Source organism: Acinetobacter sp. TR11 (genome assembly GCF_027105035.1).
Taxonomy (GTDB): domain Bacteria; phylum Pseudomonadota; class Gammaproteobacteria; order Pseudomonadales; family Moraxellaceae; genus Acinetobacter.
In genome coordinates this window covers 1,777,390-1,794,124 of sequence record NZ_CP114256.1, presented here as the reverse complement: position 1 = coordinate 1,794,124, position 16,735 = coordinate 1,777,390, and the positions used below count along the sequence as shown (strand labels likewise).

Sequence of the window (16,735 nt, the reverse complement as noted above, 5' to 3'; positions counted from 1 at the left end):
CTTTAAACCTTTAGATTGTCTCTGAGGTCTTATATTTTTTATTTAAAAATTTATGTGATCAGGCTCATTATATTTTTAGTCATAATGAGCCTGACTCAATTAACTCGCAGACATTGCTGTTTTGATTTTTTCCATTGCATTTTTTTCAAGCTGTCGAATACGTTCTGCTGAAACGTTATATTCTGCGGCCAATTCATGCAAAGTCGATTTATCATCATCTAACCACCGACGTTGCAAGATATTACGAGATCGATCATCAAGCTGTTCCATTGCCTCGTGTAAGGCAGAACTACTTTGTTCTTCATAATCTTCTTCTTCAATCAACCGAGCTGGGTCGTAGCGATTATCTTCAAGATAAAGTGCAGGAGCTGTATGTGGAGTATCGTCATCATCATCACCTTGAGCTTCAAAAGCAGCATCATAAGCGGTTAGGCGACCTTCCATTTCGAGCACTTGCTCTGGTGTGACATTCAAATCATTGGCAATTGATTTCGCTTCTTCCAACGTAAGTCGTTTGCTTGATTTTTTAAGACTACGTAAGTTAAAGAATAATTTACGTTGTGCTTTTGTCGTTGCGATTTTGACAATACGCCAGTTACGAATCACATATTCATGTATTTCGGCTTTAATCCAGTGCACTGCAAAAGAAACTAAGCGAACACCCATATTTGGATCGAAGCGTTTGACCGCTTTCATTAATCCAAGGTTACCTTCTTGAATAAGATCGCCTTGTGGCAATCCGTAACCTGCATAGCTACGTGCAATATGTACGACAAAACGTAGGTGTGACATTACCAATAGTTTGGCAGCATCAAGATCTTGGTCATAATAATAACGCTCAGCAAGTTCTTTTTCTTGCTCGGCCGTTAGAATTGGAATTTGATTGACAGTACTGATATATGCACCAAGGTTTACGCCTGGCGCAGACAATGACAGGGGCATCAATTGATTGCTGCTGTCAGTAGTCATGGAGTCTCCTTATAGGATGGTATTTAAGTCAACAATTTCATCTTAATGCGAATGTTCTTCATCACTAAGGAAATTTGAGTATAAAAATGTAAAGTTATCTAGTTTATCTTTAGCTAGAGTTTATCAAAGAATTACATAGATTCAATTAAATAGTGAAACTCATTCTCTGAAATTTTTTGTGTCTGGCATTGAAGTTGCTGAATTTGGCAATATCGTGTTACATCAATTTCACTATGAGGATCTGAGGATTTTAATAAATATTGTTTCGAACCTTCAGCTTTCTTTAAAGCACGCTTTAGCATGAGCAGTGGCATAGGACAAGGTTGTCCTAACGCATTAATAATTTCAGGAGAATTCGGTATCTGAGTCATAGTGATTTAAGCAGCTAAATTCAGAATTATTTTAACAAATTCTGTAGAAGGAAGGCTGACTATTATGAATTATTTTAGCTTGAGTGTTCTTAGAGGTGGTTTACTTTAGGGGATTGGTGAGTTAAATGCGAGTAATCTAAGTGTTTGTTAATTCTGGTTGTTCAAGAGTATTTTGGGTAGAGCGTTATAACCGATAATCATTATTATTAAGCTTGTTGTTGAAATGGTTTTAGATGGTATTCTTGGGAAAGGTGATTGCTAACATTGTTTGTTTTTTTGTGCATATTTTGGCTGGTTTTTATTAAAATTTCTGCTCAATTTTTAGATGTAGATTCTCTTATTTTTATAGTAAAAAAAATCATTAAAAAACCGCTAAATTATTGAAAAAAACGGATGAAGTTATTTGAAATAACTGAAAATAAACCTATTAATTATCATAAACCCATGTTAAGCTCGATGCGTTTTAGGATGTATGCTATACGATAAAATCGTTAAAAAACCTATAACAAATGGATGTAACCGGAAATTGTTGATAGTTTTACAGAATGATTACAAGCTTTGAAATTATAAATATTTTAAAACCTTGTTGGCTCTGCTGTTTGCAACACCGGAAGGTCCTTATCTTTCAATATCTGAGGATTGACTTATGACAGCTCGTGAACAAGGCGTAGTAAAGTGGTTTAATGACACTAAAGGCTTTGGTTTTATTCAACGTAATGGCGGTGATGACGTATTCGTTCATTTCCGCGCAATTATGGGTGACGGTCACCGTTCTTTACGTGACGGCCAACGCGTTGAATTCAGCGTAGTTCAAGGACAAAAAGGTTTCCAAGCTGAAAACGTTCAGCCTTTAGACTAATTTGTTGCTTTAACGCAATATAAAAACGCCCCAATGTTATTTGGGGCGTTTTTGTTTATAATGGCCACTTTCTTTTGATCATTGATGGTTCGAGAGCATATATGACATCTGGTTTTGAAACCTTAAATTTACATCCGCAGTTGAAGAAAGCAATTGATGCTTTGGGTTTTACACAAATGACCCCAATTCAACAAAAGGTTTTGAAATATACATTAGCAGGGCATGATGCCATTGGTCGAGCGCAAACTGGTACAGGTAAAACAGCAGCCTTTTTGATTAGTGTGATCAATGATCTATTAAATAATCCGCTACAAGAACAACGGTTTCGTGGCGAACCACGTGCGCTGATTCTGGCTCCTACACGTGAGTTAGCACTACAGATAGAGAGTGATGCTCAAGCTTTAACAAAATTTTCAAACTTACATCTTGTCACTCTACTTGGTGGTGTGGATTTTGATAAGCAAAAGAAAATGTTGGATAGTAATTTTGTTGATATTATCGTTGCAACGCCTGGTCGTTTAATTGATTTTGTCGAGCAAAAAGAAGTTTGGTTGGATAAGATCGAATTCCTTGTGATTGATGAAGCCGATCGTTTATTAGATATGGGTTTTATTCCATCGGTAAAACGGATTGTGCGTTACTCACCCTTCAAAGAACAACGTCAAACTTTAATGTTTTCTGCAACTTTTAGCTATGATGTACTTAATCTTGCTCGTCAGTGGCTATTTGAACCTGTAACGGTTGAGATTGAGCCTGAGCAAAAAACCAATAATGATGTGGAGCAGCGTGTTTATGTGGTTGCGAAACAAGATAAGTACAAATTATTGCAAGAAATTTTGCGTGATGAACCAATTGATAAAGTTATGATTTTCGCAAATCGTCGAGATCAAGTGCGTCGTTTATATGATCACTTAAAGCGTGATGGTTATAAAGTCGGTATGTTATCTGGTGAAATCGCTCAAGATAAACGATTGAAGATGCTCGACCAGTTCAAACAAGGTAAGCATAATATTATGATCGCAACAGACGTTGCTGGTCGTGGTATTCACGTTGACGGCGTGTCACATGTGGTGAATTTTACTTTGCCAGAGCAGTCTGATGATTATGTACATCGAATTGGTCGTACAGGTCGTGCTGGTGCTCAAGGTGTTAGTATTAGTTTCTTATCTGAAGATGATGCTTTCTATTTGCCAGAAATTGAAAAAGCGATTGGTAAAAAGTTACCTTTAACGCGTTTAGATGGATATTGTTAAGACTAAACAAGATTTTCTGATATTTAGATAATATTTAAAAAAGACTAAATTTTTCTTAATTTAGTCTTTTTTTATTTTTAAAGGCTTTCATTTGCTAAATTACACAAAAGATTCATGATTTTTGCGGAAATCCAGTGATTAGTTGCTGAATTGAAGTAAATCAACATGTAGAATATGGCGCATTACCTGGGAGGATATTATGGCACTCATCTCAATGCGCCAGCTCTTGGATCACGCTGCAGAACATAACTACGGCGTACCAGCGTTTAACGTAAACAATTTAGAACAAATGCGTGCAATTATGCTCGCTGCTGATGCAACGAATTCACCTGTTATTGTGCAAGCTTCGGCAGGTGCACGTAAATACGCAGGTGCACCTTTCTTACGTCATCTGATTTTGGCAGCTATTGAAGAATGGCCACATATTCCTGTGGTAATGCACCAAGATCACGGGACGAGTCCTGATGTTTGTCAACGTTCTATTCAATTGGGCTTTAGCTCAGTGATGATGGATGGTTCATTGGGTGCTGATGGTAAGACTCCAACATCATATGACTATAATGTTGATGTTACTCGTCGTGTTGTCGCAATGGCGCATGCGTGTGGTGTTTCAGTTGAAGGTGAGATTGGTTGCTTAGGTAGCCTTGAAACTGGTATGGCTGGTGAAGAAGATGGTGTCGGTGCAGAAGGCGTACTCGATCATTCTCAACTGCTTACTTCTGTTGAAGAAGCGACTCAATTCGTTGCTGATACGAATGTAGATGCTTTGGCGATTGCTGTAGGTACTTCACACGGTGCGTACAAGTTTACGCGTCCACCTACAGGCGATATCTTGGCAATTGACCGTATTAAAGAAATTCATGCTGCGTTACCAAATACGCATCTAGTAATGCATGGTTCAAGCTCTGTACCACAAGAATGGTTGGCAGTGATTAACCAATATGGTGGTGATATTAAAGAAACTTATGGTGTGCCTGTTGAGCAGCTTGTAGAAGCAATCAAACATGGTGTGCGTAAGATTAATATTGATACCGATTTGCGTTTGGCATCTACTGGTGCGATGCGTCGTATGATGGCTGAAAAACCAAGTGAATTTGATCCACGTAAATTCTTTGGTGAAACAGTTGAAGCAATGAAGCAAATCTGTGTAGATCGTTATAATTCATTTGGTACATCAGGTAATGCAGATAAGATCCGCCCAATTTCTTTAGAGAAAATGGTTGATCGTTACAAATAATTAATTTGTAATCTAAAAAATAGCGGCAATTGCCGCTATTTTTATTTTGAATATATTTAAAGTAAAACTGCTTACGATAGCCGGCAGTTTGAACTTGGATTATTTCGGTGCTTTCGTGTCTAGATTTGCATCTTTAATTTCAACATAAGCATTAGCACGCAGTTCACGCATCCAACTGTCTACTTCAGTATCAAACAAACGCTCACCTAAAATTTGGCGAGCCATGCGCTCTTGAACTTCTTTGGTCATATCTTGTTGGCGAGTATCAGTCACTTGTAAAATGTGCCAACCAAACTGACTTTGGAAAGGCTTACTGATTTGCCCAACTGGTGTTTCTTTCATGACTTGTTCAAACTCAGGCACCATAACACCAGGACTTACCCATCCTAAACTGCCACCATCACGTGCTGAACCAGTATCATTAGAATAGGTTGCAGCGAGGGTTGCAAAATCTTCGCCTGCCTTCGCACGGTTATAAAGACTATCAATCATTTGTTTCGCACGATCTAAGCTGACAACTTCAGATGGTTGAATCAAAATATGTCGAGTTTTATATTGTGATACCAGTGCTTTTTGATCATTTTGTTTGCGTTCTAAAAGTTTTAAAACATGAATGCCATCGCGGACATTGATCAGTTCTGTGGTCTGACCAGTTTGTAATGGTGTTATGCGTGCTGCAAGTTCAGTAGGAATGTCTGATAGTGCTCTGAATCCCATATCAGCACCATCAACCTTGATTGCACTGGTTGCAAGCTTGGCGCTAATCGCTTTAGGATCATCACTAGTTGCAAGTGCTTGTTTGACTTCTTGTGCAACTTTTTTAACTTCTTCGCTATTCTCACCAGAAATACGCATGTGAATCACATGAACTTGTGTGCCAAGTGCAGCTTGGCCTTCTGGTGAATTTAAAAAGTTTTCAACATCATGATCACTGATTTTAATACGAGACATGACTTGTTGTTGGCGTAAACGAGCAATTGCTAAATCTTCAGCAATCCTATTTCGTAAATTTTCATAAGTATCTGGTGCAATCGCGTCCAATTTTTGTTGGAATGCTTCTAGTGTATTAGCACCTGATTGATTTGCAATTTTTAAGACCGCAGCATTTAAACTTTTTTCATCAGCTTTAATGCCAAAACGTTTGACCTGTTCTAATTGGGCCTGACGGATAATGAGCTGATCAAGCACTTGCATTTGTAAATACTGTTGGGGTGGCACAGTTTTATTTTGTGCTTTTAACTGATGTTCTGTTTCTGCAATCCCTTGTTCTAAATCACTTTTAAGGATAACACTACTATCAACTATTGCAACAACCTCATCCGTAGGTTGCGCAAAGCTTTGCATTGATGAAGAAATAAGTGTAGCGAGAACAGTCGCTTTAAAGATATGTTGGAAAGATTTTATCTTCATTAACGTTGTGTCCAAGATTGATTAATTTTGTTGAAACCTAAAACTCTATTTTCAAGAAGAGAGGCAAGCTTATTGTTGAGTGCACCTAAACCTTTAAGTGTTACCTCAGCCATAACAGCACGTTTTCTATGAACATCTGGTGAGTTTGGATTATCTAAATCATTGTAGTAAGATCTGCCATAAACTGAAATTGCCCAACAGCAGGATTCATAATTCACACCAAGTAAGTATTCTCGCATTAAACTATTATCTAAGTCATATTGAGCGTGACCCATAATACGCCAATTATCTTTTATTGGTTGTATAAACGATGCAACAGCTTGGTCGTATGAACTTTGACGATCTGGAATATTGCTACGATAGAAATAACCTATATTGTATAAGTTGCCTTTTTCTCCAGCATAGTAGGCTTGGAAGTCACGTTGAGCATTGTCGCCATTTGACATCCATGCAGAATTTGCAGCGATGGTAAAGTTTTGATTGAGTTGACTTGAAACACTTACAATTGGACCCGTACGGCGCTGTGTATCGAACTCATCTGGTTGTTGATTTAATGTTACACGTCGGTCACTAAAATAATAGCTTTGCCCAATACTTGCTTTAATACGTTCTAAACCCTCTGTATCTAATAGGCTATAAGTTACACCCAGTGATAAGAAGTTATTGTCATCTAAGCGGTCGTGTCCATAGAATCGATAAGGGTTGAAAAGTTGATCGTAATTAATTGATGCAGTGGTGGAATCAAAGTTAGGATGATCATCTTGTTTTTTATAAGGAGAATAGGCATAAAACGCACGAGGGGAAATACTCTGCAAATATTTACCTTCTTTTTCGAAAGTAATGCCTGTTGCAAAACTAAATTGAGGTACGGTAACAGATTTTTCTAAATCATCCGATATAGAAAGACCGCGACCTTCTTTAGAGTCTTGATCATAAAAAGTATTAATGCTTCTAACAGATATTTCTGGAATAGCATAAAACCAAGATGGGGTCAGATAGTTATAGCGAACGGCAAATTGGTTATAAATACGTGTACCACTTGACTCTAAGGCAGAGCCATCAGTGATTGATTTCTTAAAATAAGCAGTGTCATTATTAAACTCATATTGAAAGCCTTGAGGATTCCCGCCTACATAATTTAATAAAAACTGTGGAAGTCGTGCATAAGGCTTATCTGCATCTTTGATACTTTGATCTAGCGTTTGAAAGTCTTCAACCTTTAATTGAGCTTTAAGTCCAGGAATACCATTGCGATAATTAAGTTCCCATGCGCGACGTAAGTTAAGATCTGTTCGCGTGTTTGGGTTGTTATTAAAGTCTGCGAAGTAATCTTTATCAGAGGCGTAGTTGTACTCTAAGTTGGTTGACCATTGGTTATTGATTTTCCAATCATGAAGAAAATGCAAATCACTTCGATCTTTATCTTCGTAATGGTTGTCGTTTGGTAAATATCCACCCCAAATACGTCCAGAACCAAAATTTTCAGTCATATAACGGAATTCGGCATCTAATTTTGCGCCGCGTTTGCTCATATAACTTGGTGTGAGTGTAAGATCATAATTTGGTGCAAGGTTAAGGTATACGGGTGCCGTCAGTTGGACGCCACCTTCGTTACTATAACCAAAATTTGGACTTAATAAACCAGTGGTACGACGGTCATCAATTGGAAAATTGAAATATGGCACAGCTAAAACAGGCACGTCTTTTACATACAGTTTTGTTCCGCGAGTCACGCCGCGACCAGTTGCTTGGTCAAGTTCAATTTGTTTAGCTTGGATTTTCCAAGCTGGTTTTTGTTCAGGAGGGCAAGCGGTATAACTTGCATCTTTTAAAACAACTAGATTTTCATTCTGTCGTTTAATCTGGCTTGCATGTCCGTGGGCATGTTGCTGTTCAGAAATATAAAAACTATTGTTCAAATCACCTGTTTGAGTTTTTAAATTATAATTTATTGCGTCACTTTGAGTGAGTAGACCTGATTGAGCAAGCTGTACTCGACCTTGAGCAGAGGCGTGCGTCTGGGTTGAATCAATCGTAACTTGATCTGCACGAATTGTGCGACCTTCTTGATCAATCACGACATTGCCTTGTAAAACAGAATCGCCAGTTGGGTTGTAATGCCCATAATCAGCGGTAATCACTGAAGTCGTTGTATTGGAATTACTTGCCTTTGTTTCGGGATTAATTGGTGTGACCCATGTTCCCTGACAAAAAGAAGAGCTTAAATAACGATTGTCTCGTAATTGTGCTTCTGGTGCAGATTTGTCGACATAATATTGCTGAAAAAATTTTTCACCAGGATAACTGTCTTGATCTTGGTTTTTTTGGATAGTGGCTTTCAGCTGTTTATTGTCAAGCGTAGAGACAGCATCAGCTGGAGCTGCGAAACCTGATTGGATCGAGCCGCCACACAAGAGTGTCAAAATAGCTGTTGCTAAAGGATTAAATTTAAACTGATGTTTCATTGTCTCATTAACCAGTACGCTAATTCACAATTAATTATTGTCGCATCATAGAGAAAAAGTTGATAAGTGGCTACACTTAAGCTTTCAAAATCTCAGCTAGTTTTAGATTTTATTGCAAATGAATACACAACGCGAACAATTGATACAAACTTGGCTTCAAGCTACTCTCCAAACCGATCAATTTGAGATCAATTTTTTGGCTGGAGATGCGAGCTTTCGTCGCTATGCTCGAATTAAGTTACAAAACAAAACATATATGCTCATGGATGCGCCACCTGAAAAAGAAGATTGCGTCCCATTTGTAGAGATTGATGAGTTCTTTGATCAAAATGGTGTGCGTGTACCGCATATTGTTGCCAAAGATTTATCACTCGGTTTGTTGTTGTTGGAAGACTTTGGTGATGTCGTACTTTCAACGTTACTAACAGATGAAACTGTTGACCAATACTATGCACAAAGCTTTGAGCAGTTGATTGAATTACAACAAATCGACGGTCTTGAACAACTGCCTGCATATTCTTATGAAAAATTAATGACAGAGATGCGTTTGCTAACCGAATGGATGTTGCCTTCATTAGATATTCATCCTACAGAGCAACAGTTAGAAACGATTGAACAAGCTTTTGACTTTTTAGCTGTTGAGGCGACACATCAGCCGCAAGTCATTGTGCATCGTGATTTTCATAGTCGTAACTTGATGAAAATAGAAAACGAGCAAGCATTAGGAGTGATCGACTTCCAAGATGCCGTCATTGGTGCAGATACCTATGATCTGATCTCAATTACACGCGATGCTTATGTACAGTGGAATGCTGAGCGTGTCTACGAATGGTTTGAGGTGTTCTATAACTTATTACCAGCTGTAGCGAAAGAAAACCGAAGTTTCGAGCAATTCAAGCGAGATGCAGATTTGATGGCAATTCAACGCCATCTCAAAATTCTAGGTATCTTTGTTCGTCTGTTTGAGCGTGATGGCAAATCGGGCTATTTAAAAGATTTACCACGTGTGATGTGGTACTTACTTGAAGAAAGTCAAGCTTACGATGAATTGAATGACTTTATGCAGTTTATCCGTGAAGTGGTCATGCCTAAATTTACTGAAAAATATGGCGATTATGAGGTTGCAGCATAATGAAAGCGATGATTCTTGCTGCAGGGCTAGGGAATCGCATGCGTCCTCTAACCTTACATACACCAAAACCTTTGCTTGAAGTGGGGGGGAAGCCACTAATTGTTTGGCATATTGAAAAATTGCAAAAGATTGGTGTTACAGAGATTGTCATCAATACCGCTTGGTTGGGTGAAAAACTGGCAACTACTTTAGGGGATGGCTCTCAATTCGGTGTGACGATTTTATGGTCGCATGAAGGTGAAGGACTTGAAACCGCAGGTGGTATTATCAATGCACTACCACTATTGGGTGATGAGCCCTTTATTTTGGTGAATGGTGATGTTTGGACCACGATGGATTTTTCGTCATTGTTAAATGTCCATTTGGGAGATAAGCAAGCACACTTAGTTTTGGTTGAAAATCCACCTCAGCACCAGAAAGGTGATTTTATCTTGTCTAATAATTTGGCCCATACTTTTGAGCAAGAACAAATAGGTGAAGCCTTAACTTATAGTGGTGTTGCAGTATTATCCCCGCAAATGTTTAATGGTTTGGAAAATGGTAAAAGACCTCTAGCGCCATTGTTAAAGCAAGCGATGCAACAACAACAAGTGTCAGCTGAAAAATTACAAGGGATTTGGGTGGATGTTGGTACACCTGAACGTTTGGAGCAGCTAGATCAACAAATTAAGCAAAATAAGTTTTCGTAATAGGTTATTTCTTATTTATCTTAAATTTGTCTAAGGAAAGACAAAAAACTGAATAGATTGTGCAGTTTATCATGTTTGAAAATGTTTAACTGCATAATCGTTCAACAAGTCCTACTGTGCCTTGCATCAGAAATCGGTATACTGCACGGCAAGTTTATCGAGATGTCGCACTGTTATGCATCCTTTTTTTCAAGAATTAAAGCAAGGTAGTCAGGCTTTAGGTTTAAACCTAAGTGAGGAAGCGCTAACACTCTTATTGAAATATCAAGATGCTCTCGTGCTATGGAATAAAGCATATAACCTGACAGCGATTCGTGACCCGAAAGAAATGCTGGTTAAACATTTATTAGATAGCTTAAGTATTTTAAATGATTTGCCACAAGGACGTTTATTAGATGTTGGTACGGGTGGTGGAATGCCCGGTATGATCATTGCATTATGCCAACCAGAACGTTCGTGTGTATTGTTAGATTCAAATGGAAAAAAAATTCGTTTTCTTAAGCAATTTATTGCCGATTTAAAATTGAATAATGTTGTTGCAGTTCAAACACGTGTAGAAAATGAAGACACGATTGGTGAACTTGGTCAGTTTGATGTCATTACAAGTCGAGCATTTGCTTCATTAACTGATTTTGTAGATGCGGCGCAACCTTATATGCATGAGCAAAGTATTATTGCGGCAATGAAGGGCTTGATTCCAGTTGATGAAATGGAACAGATGAAAGACCAGTATTCATGCAAAGTAATAGAGCTGCGTGTACCACGATTAGATGAACAACGTCATTTACTTTTACTTCAACGAATTCAATAAAAAATATTAAGGGTAATCATGGCTCAAATTATTGCGATTGCAAACCAAAAAGGTGGCGTGGGAAAAACCACAACAGCCGTTAATCTTGCTGCTTCTTTGGCGATTTTGAAGAAACGTGTCTTATTGGTTGATATGGATTCTCAAGGTAATGCCACTATGGGGTCTGGCGTTCAAAAGAATGATTTACTTTACTCGATTACAGATGTGTTGTTGGGTGAGGTGCCAATTGAAACGGCGATTCAAAAAGCTGAAGTTGGTTATAAAGTTCTAGGTGCAAACCGAGAGCTTGCGGGTGTGGAACTTGCAATTGCCGAGCAAGAAGGGCGAGAGTTTATTCTCAAAAATGCGTTACAAGAAGTAGATTCAGCATTTGATTATATTATTGTAGATTGTGCACCAAGCCTGAGTTTGATTACTGTGAATGCTTTGGCTGCGGTCAATGGTGTAATTATTCCAATGCAGTGTGAGTATTATGCTTTGGAAGGTTTGGCAGATTTGACACAAACAATTGATCGTATACAAAAAGCCCTGAATCCAAACTTGGAAATTGTCGGGGTGTTACGTACGATGTATGATGCTCGTAATGCTTTAACTCGTGATGTATCTGCTGAGTTAGAGCAATATTTTGGTAAAAAACTATACGAAACGGTGATCCCTCGGAATATTCGCTTGGCTGAAGCGCCAGCACATGGCTTACCAGTGATTTATTTTGAAAAAAGCTCAAAAGGTGCAGTTGCGTATTTGAATTTAGCTGCAGAAATGTTGAAGAAAAGTAAAGTGAAAAAAGGAAGTGCTGTATGAGCATCAAAAAACGCGGATTGGCTAAAGGTCGTGGTTTAGATGCACTATTGGGTTCAATTCAAAAAGAAAAATTGCAACTTGAAGCACAGGCTTTGGATCATGGTCAACTCAAGCAAATTGATGTCAATTTACTGAAACGTGGTGAATATCAGCCACGCCGTTTTATTCAGGAACAAGATTTACAAGAACTTGCTTCATCAATTGAGAAGCATGGCGTAATGCAACCGATTGTGATTCGTCCAGTGGACGATGAACAACACCCTTATGAAATTATTGCGGGTGAGCGTCGCTGGCGTGCTGCCCAATTAGCAGGTTTGGCTGAAATTCCGGCAATTGTACGTGACTTAAATGACCAAGTCGCAATCGCATTGGCGTTAATTGAAAACATTCAGCGACAAGATCTCAATCCAATTGATCAGGCCGTGGCTTTACAGCGTTTCCATGACGAATTCGGTTTAAGTCATCAAGAAATCGCGGATACAGTAGGTAAGGCTCGTACTACGGTGAGTAACTTATTGCGGTTATTAAGTTTGGCTGATCCAATTAAAGACTTAATGCAACAAGGTCAATTGGATATGGGGCATGCTCGCGCCATTCTGACCTTAAAAGCAAAAGAGCAAATGGATGTTGCTAAAATCGTAATTGAAAAAGCATTGTCAGTGCGTCAGACTGAACAGTTAGTACGTGAGTGGAGTGAACCAAAGCCTGAAAAGGAAAAGGTGCAGGTTTCTCCTGATATTGAACAATTGACTCAGAAACTATCGGAACGTTTTGGAGCAAATGTGAAAATTGACCATAATCAAAAAGGTAAAGGAAAAATGGTCATTCATTATCACTCATTGGATGAGTTGGATGGAATTTTAAATATTTGTTTACCTAACTAATATTTAAGGTGCGTCCTTTTATATTTTAAATATTATTGGGGAATAATATGTGGGAACTTGTGAAAGCGGGTGGTTGGTTAATGCTACCGCTTATTCTCTCATCAATTTTTACGGTTGCTATTACAATTGAGCGATATATTCGCTTAAGACGGTCACAAGTTTTACCTCAAGCATTACTGGTTCAAGGCTCAAATGTGGACAATGTTATTTCACATTTAGAGCAAGATGACGTTGTAAAAAGTCCGTTAGGTCGTATTTTAAAAGCTGGTTATGATCATCAAGATCAAGGTGAGCAGTTTGCGCGCGCACAAATGGAAGCAACAGCTTCCCAAGAAATTAGCTATCTAGAAAAAAATATTAACTTTTTAGGTACATTGAGCGCGATTGCACCCTTGCTTGGTTTGTTAGGAACGGTATTGGGTATTATTGAATCGTTTTTAGTGATTGATATCGGTTCTGCTGGAAATGCAAGTATGATGATGCCTGGTATCTCTAAAGCATTGATTACCACGGCTGTAGGTATGCTGATAGCGATTCCAGCAATGATTGCTTATCGTTATTTTCAACGTGTAGTACATGAGTATATTGCTGAGTTAGAACAACAATCAACATTATTCCATGCTGCACTTTTCTACAAAAAAGCACCTCATGTGCAAGAACATCGCCGTGCAAGCTGAGCATAGGTGACATTATGAAATTTAAACGTTCTCAAGTCGAAGATATTCATATCAATTTGACACCAATGATTGACTGTATGTTATTTATTTTGGTGTTTTTATTACTTTCTACGACTTTTAGTCAGCAAAGCCGTATAAATCTAACTTTACCTGATGCCCAAGGTGTTCCGCCTAAACAATTCGATCATAAAATTGAAATCATGGTAGACTCGACAGGGCATTATTCTGTGAATGGTCAAGCATTATCAACAAAAGATAGTGCCGATCTCAGTACTGCGATTAAACAGGCTGCACAGGATCGTCGTGATTTTATGTTTATTATTGCAGCTGATGCAAAAGCAAAACATGAAGATGTGATTCGTGTAATGGATGTGGCAGGTCAACTTGGCTTTGTTAACGTAAATATTAGCACCAAAGTTCCAACTAGAGGTTTTACTGAGTGAGTCAGGATTTTAAGGTTTATGTACGCCTATTAGGTTATTTAAAATCTTATTGGGGTGTTGCCTTATTTGTATTACTTGGTTTTGGAATCAACGCAGCGACAGAGGTCTCCGTTGCTAAGTTGCTCAAATATATTATTGATGCAATCCAAAATGGTAGTCGCGCAAATTTAGATTGGTTCCCTGCCTTAATTGTCTTACTTATGTTTTTCCGTGGTCTTGGCTTGTTCTTAGGTGGATACTTTTCTGCGGTTATTTCACGCAGTTTAGTCTTTAGCATCCGTCAGGAAGTTTATGCAAAACTATTAAGATTGCCAGCGCAATATTATCTTGATAACAGTGCAGGTCATATCAGCGCAAAGTTGATGTATAACGTCGAGCAGTTAACTGCGGCTTCATCTGAATCTTTACAGACCTTGGTTAAAGATGGTTTGATTGTTGTCGGTTTATTGAGTTATTTACTCTATACCAACTGGCGATTAACTCTATGTATCGTTGTTTTTATGCCATTTATTGGGATATTGGTCAGAATCGCATCTAAGAAAATGCGTAAGTTGTCAATTCAAGTGCAAAACACGATGGGCGATGTAAACCATGTGGTACAAGAAACGATTAATGGAAACTCGGTAGTTAAGAGTTTTACGGGTGAGGTTTTTGAACAGCAACGTTTTTATAAATCTTCCGAGGAAAATCTTCGTCGTGGCTTAAAAATGGTTGTGGTGCAAAATATTAATAGCCCGATCATTCAGCTTTTATTATCAATGGCAATGGCTATCATTCTTTGGCTTGCGTTACGTCCACAGGTTTTCGGCGATACCTCCGCGGGTGAGTTTATTTCATTCATTACAGCTGCTGGCTTAATTTCTAAACCTGTAAAGAACTTAACAGATATTAATGAAAAACTTCAGCGTGGTTTGGCTGCAGCACATTCGGTATTTGAACTGCTTGACATGCCAGAAGAAGAAAATAATGGTCAGCTTAAGCCAGTTTTGAAAGGCAATATTAAATTTGATCATGCTAATCTGCGTTATACAGATGGTACGCATGCAATTAAGGACTTTTGTCTAGATATTAAAGCAGGTCAGACCATTGCTTTGGTTGGTCGATCTGGTGCAGGGAAAACCTCATTAGTAAATATGCTGCCGCGTTTTCAAGAATTAAGTGAAGGGCAAATTTATTTTGATGATATTCCTGTACAAGAGATAGAACTTTCTTATCTCCGCTCACAAATTGCGACAGTCAATCAACAGGTTGTGCTATTCAATCGTTCAGTGCGTGACAATATCGCTTATGGTCAGCTTCAAGATTCAAGTGATGAACAGGTAGTTGCAGCTGCCAAAGCTGCTTTTGCGCATGACTTTATTATGAATTTGCCACAGGGTTACGACACAATACTTGGTGCGCAAGGTTTAAATCTTTCAGGCGGTCAGCGTCAACGTATTGCGATTGCCAGAGCGATCTTGAAAGATTCTCCGATCTTAATTTTAGATGAAGCAACCAGTGCGCTTGATAATGAGTCTGAATACTTCATCCAACAAGCTTTTGAAGAAGCGATGCAAGGTCGTACGACGATTGTGATTGCACACCGTTTATCTACGGTTGAAAATGCAGATCTTATTGTGGTAATGGACAAAGGACAAATTATCGAGCAGGGTACACATACTGAGTTGCTAGATAAACATGGTGTGTATTATCAATTGCATCAACGTAATTTTGAGGACAATTAATAATGTCTCTTGCGCAACACGTACAAGATGCTTGGAATAAAAAAGCGTCGTGGTTGATCGTGTTGCGCCCTTTATCATTATTGTATCGTTTAATTTTTTCGTTAAATAAGACCTTGTATGCTGTTGGTTTTAAGAAAAGCTATACAGCACCTATTCCAGTCATGATCATTGGGAATATTACAGTGGGTGGTAGTGGAAAGACACCTCTGTTAATTGAACTGGTCAAGTATTTACAGCAACAAGGTGTTCGTGTCGGTGTAATTAGTCGTGGCTATGGTGGCAAAGGTCCTTTTCCACTGTTGGTCAATGTTCTTTCTGAGCCAGATGTTGCAGGCGATGAACCTTGTCTGATTGTTCAATCGACTCATGTGTCGATGGCTGTTGGGCCGAACCGTCAAGCATCCATTGAATTATTATTGAAATCTGAAAAACTCGATTTAATTATTAGCGATGATGGTTTGCAGCACTGGGCGTTAGCACGTCAAATTGAATGGATTGTTCTAGATCAAAATCGTGGTTTAGGGAATGAAAAGTTGCTGCCTGAAGGGTATCTACGTGAGCCTAAATCACGCTTAAATAGAAGTACGGTTATTGAACATACTAAAATTGCTCAATCACAAAGGAATATGCATTTAGCGATTGGTCAGCCATATCTGTTAAATTTAAATACTGATCTAAATGTATTTGATCCAAACCAGTATTTTAATGTGGTTGTTGGTATTGGCTTTCCACAGCGGTTTTATCAAACCTTGAATCAGTTAAAAGTGAATCAGTATCAGGCACATGAGTTCCCCGATCATCATGATTATCAAATCAGTGATCTTACTTTTAATAATCAAAATGCGATTATTACCACCGAAAAAGATGCGGTAAAGTTTAAGGTTCTATTGAAACAATACCCAGAATTTAATATTCCGATTTGGGTTGTGCCTGTTGAGGCGGTTTTATCTGCAGACTGTTATGATTTATTGAAACAACAATTGCAACAAGTCGGTATTCAATTTTCTTAG

At 38.4% G+C, this 16,735-nt stretch carries 16 protein-coding genes; 12 read left to right on the top strand and 4 right to left on the bottom strand.

Annotation, left to right across the window (positions count from 1 at the left end):
- Nucleotides 1–99: 99 nt before the first annotated feature.
- Both rpoH and O1450_RS08715 read right to left on the bottom strand, forming a co-directional pair.
- Nucleotides 100–969 carry an RNA polymerase sigma factor RpoH gene (rpoH, locus tag O1450_RS08720; protein ID WP_004662417.1) on the bottom strand — a complete coding sequence of 290 codons (870 nt, stop codon included), beginning with the start codon at nucleotides 967–969 and terminating at the stop codon, nucleotides 100–102.
- Between the two features lie 131 nt (nucleotides 970–1,100).
- On the bottom strand, nucleotides 1,101–1,340 hold the full coding sequence (locus tag O1450_RS08715; RefSeq protein ID WP_269228110.1) for a sulfurtransferase TusA family protein: 240 nt from the start codon (nucleotides 1,338–1,340) through the stop codon (nucleotides 1,101–1,103).
- A 646-nt stretch (nucleotides 1,341–1,986) separates the two neighbouring features.
- On the opposite strand from O1450_RS08715, the gene O1450_RS08710 reads away from it, so the two are divergent.
- The 3 genes from O1450_RS08710 (at nucleotide 1,987) to fba (ending at nucleotide 4,689) form a co-directional block, all read left to right on the top strand.
- On the top strand, nucleotides 1,987–2,199 hold the full coding sequence (locus O1450_RS08710; protein ID WP_004653893.1) for a cold-shock protein: 213 nt from the start codon (nucleotides 1,987–1,989) through the stop codon (nucleotides 2,197–2,199).
- A 101-nt stretch (nucleotides 2,200–2,300) separates the two neighbouring features.
- Entirely contained in the window at nucleotides 2,301–3,452 is a 1,152-nt protein-coding gene (rhlB, locus tag O1450_RS08705) for an ATP-dependent RNA helicase RhlB (RefSeq protein WP_004662412.1), read from the top strand.
- 199 nt (nucleotides 3,453–3,651) lie between these two features.
- Complete coding sequence (gene fba, locus O1450_RS08700) at nucleotides 3,652–4,689, top strand: class II fructose-bisphosphate aldolase (RefSeq protein WP_004662410.1); 1,038 nt, start codon at nucleotides 3,652–3,654, stop codon at nucleotides 4,687–4,689.
- 99 nt (nucleotides 4,690–4,788) lie between these two features.
- Here fba and O1450_RS08695 read toward each other — a convergent pair whose 3' ends face one another.
- Together O1450_RS08695 and O1450_RS08690 are read right to left on the bottom strand one after the other, a co-directional pair.
- Nucleotides 4,789–6,099, bottom strand: coding sequence for a peptidylprolyl isomerase (locus tag O1450_RS08695; protein ID WP_269228109.1), 1,311 nt, complete (start codon nucleotides 6,097–6,099; stop codon nucleotides 4,789–4,791).
- On the bottom strand, nucleotides 6,099–8,564 hold the full coding sequence (locus tag O1450_RS08690) for an LPS-assembly protein LptD (protein WP_269228108.1): 2,466 nt from the start codon (nucleotides 8,562–8,564) through the stop codon (nucleotides 6,099–6,101). The genes O1450_RS08695 and O1450_RS08690 overlap by 1 nt, the downstream gene beginning before the upstream one ends.
- Before the next feature lie 118 nt (nucleotides 8,565–8,682).
- On the opposite strand from O1450_RS08690, the gene O1450_RS08685 reads away from it, so the two are divergent.
- The 9 genes from O1450_RS08685 (at nucleotide 8,683) to lpxK (ending at nucleotide 16,735) form a co-directional block, all read left to right on the top strand.
- On the top strand, nucleotides 8,683–9,696 hold the full coding sequence (locus tag O1450_RS08685; RefSeq protein WP_269228107.1) for an aminoglycoside phosphotransferase family protein: 1,014 nt from the start codon (nucleotides 8,683–8,685) through the stop codon (nucleotides 9,694–9,696).
- Nucleotides 9,696–10,385, top strand: a complete 690-nt coding sequence (gene murU, locus O1450_RS08680; protein WP_269228106.1) for an N-acetylmuramate alpha-1-phosphate uridylyltransferase MurU — start codon at nucleotides 9,696–9,698, stop codon at nucleotides 10,383–10,385. Before O1450_RS08685 ends, murU begins: the two co-directional genes overlap by 1 nt.
- Nucleotides 10,386–10,560: 175 nt before the next feature.
- Nucleotides 10,561–11,196, top strand: a complete 636-nt coding sequence (gene rsmG, locus O1450_RS08675) for a 16S rRNA (guanine(527)-N(7))-methyltransferase RsmG (protein WP_269228105.1) — start codon at nucleotides 10,561–10,563, stop codon at nucleotides 11,194–11,196.
- An 18-nt stretch (nucleotides 11,197–11,214) separates the two neighbouring features.
- A complete protein-coding gene (locus O1450_RS08670; protein WP_005216479.1) occupies nucleotides 11,215–11,997 on the top strand; it encodes a ParA family protein in 783 nt (260 codons plus the stop codon).
- Entirely contained in the window at nucleotides 11,994–12,881 is an 888-nt protein-coding gene (locus O1450_RS08665) for a ParB/RepB/Spo0J family partition protein (protein WP_050039991.1), read from the top strand. Before O1450_RS08670 ends, O1450_RS08665 begins: the two co-directional genes overlap by 4 nt.
- Before the next feature lie 47 nt (nucleotides 12,882–12,928).
- A complete protein-coding gene (locus O1450_RS08660) occupies nucleotides 12,929–13,558 on the top strand; it encodes a MotA/TolQ/ExbB proton channel family protein (protein ID WP_050039989.1) in 630 nt (209 codons plus the stop codon).
- Nucleotides 13,559–13,572: 14 nt separating this feature from the next.
- The gene (locus tag O1450_RS08655; protein WP_005159883.1) at nucleotides 13,573–14,001 is read left to right on the top strand and encodes an ExbD/TolR family protein; all 429 of its coding nucleotides are present in this window, start codon (nucleotides 13,573–13,575) and stop codon (nucleotides 13,999–14,001) included.
- Nucleotides 13,998–15,725, top strand: a complete 1,728-nt coding sequence (gene msbA, locus O1450_RS08650; RefSeq protein WP_269228104.1) for a lipid A export permease/ATP-binding protein MsbA — start codon at nucleotides 13,998–14,000, stop codon at nucleotides 15,723–15,725. Before O1450_RS08655 ends, msbA begins: the two co-directional genes overlap by 4 nt.
- 2 nt (nucleotides 15,726–15,727) lie before the next feature.
- A complete protein-coding gene (lpxK, locus tag O1450_RS08645) occupies nucleotides 15,728–16,735 on the top strand; it encodes a tetraacyldisaccharide 4'-kinase (protein ID WP_269228103.1) in 1,008 nt (335 codons plus the stop codon).